General features: G+C 50.0%; 2 protein-coding genes. Both read left to right on the top strand.

All coding sequences use genetic code 11. The features are described from left to right. The first annotated feature begins 524 nt into the window (after positions 1–524). On the top strand, positions 525–5015 hold the full coding sequence (locus AC6CDK_RS17435) for an RHS repeat domain-containing protein (RefSeq protein WP_192906036.1): 4491 nt from the start codon (positions 525–527) through the stop codon (positions 5013–5015). Positions 5016–5319: 304 nt separating this feature from the next. Beyond that, entirely contained in the window at positions 5320–5961 is a 642-nt protein-coding gene (locus AC6CDK_RS17430) for an RHS repeat-associated core domain-containing protein (protein WP_496639940.1), read from the top strand. The last annotated feature ends 378 nt before the right edge of the window (positions 5962–6339 follow it).

Below are 6339 nucleotides of genomic sequence, written 5' to 3'. Positions count from 1 at the left end.
CGCCTTGGTCACTCCCTCTTGATTTTGGTTGCATAAAATCACCGTGTTTTGTGGGGTCACATTCAATTTCCGGTGATTTTATCACACAATAAGTGCGGTTAATATCAATAAGTTCAGCAGGTTATACTTTTTCAGGCACGACTACTATATTACCGTTATTATGGAATAGTAACGCAATACATGTCGTCCAAAATACCGCTGGCATCGCCTGCAACAAAGCAAGCACATTGTTTTTTGTTTAATTTTCAAATAAATGACGCAAATTCCCTCCTGTAACCTGTTGAAAAGAAACAGAGTGTAAAAAATTTTTACAACTGTAAAAATTTTTTACACTCTGTTTCCTCTTGAAAAACAACTTAAATTTTTATAAGTGTTTATCCCTGCTCCCTAATATCTATCCAGAACCACCAGACGACTAACACCAGCAAGTAGAGGTGTGACTTCAAAAACTCCTGCTTTTCACTGCTTCCAGCTTCCTATTCTTAATTGGCATTTTTATCTGTCTGCTTTCAAGGAGCCGCTAGATGTTAAAAAGGTTATTTGGTTTTGCGAGCAACGATCTTGCTTTGCCTTCTTTTCTGCACATGGAGGGAATTATGAGCAGATGTTACGCTCGAATGTTTCTTCTTTTTATATCAATTGCCCTTTCGAGTTGGATACCAGAACATGCTGCCGCCGCTGCCAGTTGCTCCCTGCCAAACAACCCCGACTATGGCGCCAACATCGGTTTCCAATATGTTGCTCAGGCGTGTGCTCAAGGAGGAAAGTTCGTATACAACTATTTTGATCTCAACTGTAACCAAAGCAGTCAGGTAGAAGGACTCAATGAATCTGTGGGCAGTACTCCACGAACTCCCGACGAAATGCAAGCAGCACTTATCAATTATTTGAATGCTGTATATCCTGACGGGTCCCCAAGCGCCAGCTACAAGACATCTCTCAAGATGTTCAGGAATTCCACGGGATCTTCTTTTATCTTTGTGGTGGGGTCTTATTCGAAATACAATCAATCGATAGACGGCAAGAATATGGGTTCCAGTACATACGCCTACTGGCCCACGTTCAATCGGCTGGATTTCAACGTCTTTAACTATCCCAGCGGTCAGACTCCCCCCTGTTGTCTAACAATGGCTCCCACTTCATCGCCACGATCCTTCAAACCGTCAATGGACGAGAAGGCTTCGTTCTTCGGCAATATCTCATCCAATTACCCCATCAGCTGGTTATTTTCTATCAATGGCTCCTCAGCCTCTGGCTCGGGTTCAGGGAGTTACACGTGGAGTGGTAAGGATGCCAACGGTTTTCCTCTGCCGGCAGGGGTTTACTCCGGCACGTTCTCAGCTACTTCAGCCACGTGTTCAGCCACCGGGACCGCAGATATCAATATTGTCGATCCTCCCAAGCAATGCCCGACAAAGCTCAACTTCGGTTCCACCGCCGATGTCACCACCGGCAACCTTTCCTTCAACCAGGAGCTCTTTTCCACCAGAGGAGGCACCTTTCCGCTCTCCTTTTCCCTTAACTACAACAGCCTCGACACCACTTCAGGCCCGATCAGTCAAGGATGGCGGCATAGCTACGACATAATGCTCCTCACCAGCGGCAACGGCAGGGTTCTGTTCGAAGGGGGCAAGCGGCATGTCTACACCTGGAGCAACGGGGCTTATGTACCGGAGGCAGGCGATACGTCTTTATTGAACAGCAGCGCAACAGAGATCACCTTTGTAGACGGCCACAAGTACACCTTCAATGCAAACGGCACCATCAGCACCATCACGGACAAAAACGGCAATATCCTCACCTTCGCCTATACGGACACCGACCTCACAACAATCAGCGACGGTTGGCGCACCATCACCCTCGGATATGACACCGGGATCACACCCCATCGCCTAACCTCGGTAACGGACCCCAACCAGAACGAGTTCACCCTCACTTATCAGAACAACTTTCTGTGGAAGGTCATCAACCCCATCACCGATATGGGCACCCCAGCCGGCTATTGGGAATACACCTACACAACCGGGAATCTGCTGCAAACGAAGAAAGACCCCGGCGGCAACACCATTCAGTACGGCTACAGCGGCACCAAGGTAAACAGCTCCACCGACCCGAACAACAAAACCCGTGGCATCGTCTATCCCACCACGACAGAAGATGTACGCACCACCACTTTCACGGAAAAAGACGGCGGCCAGTGGCAGTATACCTACGACATCCAGAGCGGATTCTTAAAGGAAAAGACCCTTATTGGTGGCAAGAAAACCAGCTATTACTACAACTCCGATACAACGCTGCGGGCCAAGACTGAGCCATTCGACAATAACTTCCTCACCACCTTCTACACCTATGACCAATACGGTAACCAACTGACTCAGACGGACCCGGTAAATATCTCCACTTATGTCCCGGCAATCGACCCACAAACCGTTGACATTGCCTCTTTGGCAAATCGCAACCCACCGATCAAGACAGCGCTTCGCTATACTTACGACCCGGTCTATTTAGATCAGATTGCCTCGGTTACCGATGAGCGCTTTACCCCCATCAGGACCACTACCTATCAATACTCGACCGTCAATGGCCTCAAGGTCACCACCGTCACCGATCCTGAAGGCAAGCAAGCCGTTACCAGGGAGAACGCAAACGGCACCATTGCCGAGGTGGAGGACGGCAACGGCAAAAAGACAGTTTATACCTATTATCCCGACACTCCCGAAAACCGTGCTGCCAGTTTGGCCGGTCAGCTGGAATCGATCACCGGCCCGGACAACGTGGTCACCCGCTATACCTTCTACGACTTAAACGGCAATCCCGAAGAAATCATCGTCCGGGATGCCGCTGGGCGGGAAACAACCACCGTCCAGGAATACGATGCCCTGAACCGGCTGCGCAAAGTCACCCGCTACGCGGCCGGATTTCCCGATAACATCACCCGCTACGGCTACGACAACAACGGTAACCGTAACTCGGTCATTGACCCCGAAAACCATGAAACAAAGTATGAATACAACTTCCAGGGACAGGTCACAAAAGTAACCGATGCGCGGCTGAAGGATACCACCTACGAATATGGCGCTACCGGTTGCCCTTCCTGCAGCGGCGTAGACAAGCTGACTGCCGTTGTCGATGCCCGACTGAAAAGGACTTCATACCAGTACAACACCCTGGGCCAGCTGGAGAGGGAAACCGACCCGCTCAACAAGGTCATTCGTTACACCTACTACGACAACGGCCTGTTGAAAGAAAAGATCGACACCACCATCCCTACGGCAGAAGTGGTGCTGATTACTCACTACTACGACACCCAGGGACACCTAACCAAAAAGCATTACGCCGACGGCAGCGAAGCTGCCTATACCTATTACCCCGACGGCGCCCTCTGGACCGCCGCCAACCAGTACATCAGCTACACCTACACATACTACAACAACGGCTGGCTAAAGAGCGTCAGCGACTCAAACGGCCGCACCATCAACTACGACCTGTACGACAACATCGGCCAGAAAAAGACCGTCAACTACTTCCCCACAACTTCCGATGCAAAGACCGTCACCTACGGCTACGACGGAGCGAATCGGCTGGAAACAGTCACCAGTGCCGCAGGTACCTTCACCATAGGCTACGACAATTTGAGCCGCCGCAAGACAGTCACCTACCCCAACCTTATCACCGCCACCTACGGCTACGACGATCTTAACCGCCTCACCTCCTTGAGCCATGCGGCAGCGGGAGGCGGCATCGTCACCGAATCGGCCTACACCCACGACCAAGCCGGCAACCGCAAAACCAAAACCGGCACAGTCAACGAGAGCTACATCTACGACGAAATCTACCGCCTCACCGACACCGTCACCCCCCAAGGCACCGAAAAATATACCTACGACGACGTGGGCAACCGCAAATCGGGCCCCGGCACCAGGGACACCGAAGGCACCTACCAATACAACGACGGCAATCAGCTCATCAACGGCAGAACGTTAAGCTTCCTCTACGACAACATGGGCAACCAGACCACCCGCATCATCAACAACGCACCGGAAAAGGAATGGACCCTCACCTGGGACTTTGAGAACCACCTGACCAAGGTGGAGAAAAACAAAGGTACCAGCGAAAGCAGAATCACCACCTTCAAGTATGACCCCATGGGCAGAAGGATCGAGAAGAAGCACGTCACCAGCAAAGACAGCGTAGCAACAACCACGACCACCACCTACGTCTACGATGGTGACAACATAGCCCTGGAGATCACCAACGACGGCACCAATACCACCAAAACCTTCTATATCCACGGGCTCAATGTGGACGAGCCGCTGGCTATGGAGCGGGATGGCAGTTTCTATTACCACGCCGACGGATTGGGTAGTGTCAGTGCCATCACTGATGCCGCAAAAAACGTGGTTCAGCGCTATACCTATGACAGTTTTGGAATGTCGAAAGCAACGACCGGCCTCAGGAACAGCTATCTGTTTACCGCCAGGGAGTGGGACAGGGAGACCGGGCTGTATTACTACCGGGCACGGTACTATGACCCGATGACAGGAAGGTTCATCTCAAAAGATCCGATCGGGTTCGCTGGAGGGGATGTTAACCTATTTGCGTATGTTCAAAATAATCCAATTAATCTCACTGACCCTTCAGGTCTTGAATCAGCTGGGTACGGAGGCTGGGAAGCTCAATTCATTGGCGGCTATGGAGAATCGACTGTTTCCTGCTGCGATGGCCAAAAACTCCACCAGTTAAAATATAGAAAGGTGTGTTTGGGAGCAGGCTTTACTGCCGGGGTCTCGGGGGGCGTAGCGATAGGCTCTCAAGGAGCAAGTTGCAAGAATCCTCCACGATATATAGGGGGTGCAGAGTTTGGCTTCCCAATATTTGGGGCGCTTGGTGGTGAAGGGGGATATGGGGTTGGTTCTGGTTTTTTTGCTGGTGCTTCAGCCGGGGTAGGCGGCAAAGTAACGGCCTGTTTTTACTGGTTGGTGTCCAACACCGAAAAGGGGTGTTGCGGCCAATGACAGAAAACATTTTTGAAATAGTATTCAGAATATTTGGACCTCTGTCTGTGATTTCGATTTTTGCAATCGGATTCTACCTATATCGCCGAAATCTGTTTACGGCGTGGCAGCTTAGGACAGCGTTTTTCTGGCCTGAATTGATAATTAAGTACAGGGAGCATACGAGAAAAACCAGAGGGCAAACCGGAATTTGGTTCTATCTCTGTATTATTAGCATTATTTTATCTGTTATGTCGATTGTGGGGTTACTCGTTGTCCAAGTTATACTTCCAGTGCTCCAAACCAGCGGTAATAAATAGCGAATTTGCTGGCGAAACCGCGAGCTGTTTTGTTTTGCTGTGACAACTGTACCTTTACCGCCAGGGAGTGGGACAGGGAGACCGGACTGTATTACTACCGGGCACGGTACTATGACCCGATGACAGGAAGGTTCATCTCAAAAGATCCAATTGGCTTTAGAGGCGGAATAAATCTGTACTCTTACGTTCAAAACAATCCGATCACTCATACTGACCCAACAGGACTAGATACTTGGATAGGTGGGGAGGGATCAGGTGGAGCGCATATCATCTTGCTCGGAGGTTCTGGCGGAGGCGGAGTATTAACAAATATTTCTACGGGAGAAGCATGCGCATTCACAACTGTGTGTGGAAGAATAGGTCTCGGAATGTTTGCAGGAGGCGGGACTAAAGCCATAGGCTCCATATTTGGACCTAGCTGCGGGAAAGACCTTGGTGGATTAAACGTTTCTCTTGCGGGTGACCTTCTTGTCCCAGGTGGCCCTGGTGGAGGCGGAAATATCGGATACGGTGGAGGTGTTGGCGCAGGGGTAAGTGCTGGCCCCGAAGCAGGCGCCGGCATTTCACTAGGTGTCGATGTATGCTGGATTTCGGTAAAAAATTGTTGGAATACACCAAAAAAATGTAAGGATTGCCAAAAACAATGACTAAGCCAAGGAGAGTTTCTTATTTTTTGATGCTGATAGGGTGGCCCATCTTCTTAATATTTAGCATTGTCTATCCAAATAGACCGCTGCTAATAACAGGATGGATGATAGCTGTTGCCGGGGTTGTGATTTATTTCTATGACTTTGTGAAAATCATCAGATCTAAGTTTAAGAAATAAACATACACCAGCAGGGAGTGGGATAGGGAGATTGGGCTTTATTACTACCGGGTGTACAGAGACAGTAATCACCTGACAGTCCGTCCTTGAATGGGTTTCAGATTTACGCTGCCAGATTCGAGTTCTCAGTATCCGATTCTTCGTCCTTTGGCAAGCCTTCTATGAAGGCGGTGTACGGCGTTCTGCCGTTCATGTTGCG

It is taken from the genome of Geobacter sp. PheSNFMC, assembly GCF_059620965.1.
This window is presented reverse-complemented; position numbering and strand designations above follow the sequence as displayed.

Excerpts from the sequence above, each read along its gene's own strand:
- AC6CDK_RS17435 (WP_192906036.1), top strand. The coding sequence starts at position 525 with ATGTTAAAAAGGTTATTTGGTTTTGCGAGCAACGATCTTGCTTTGCCT.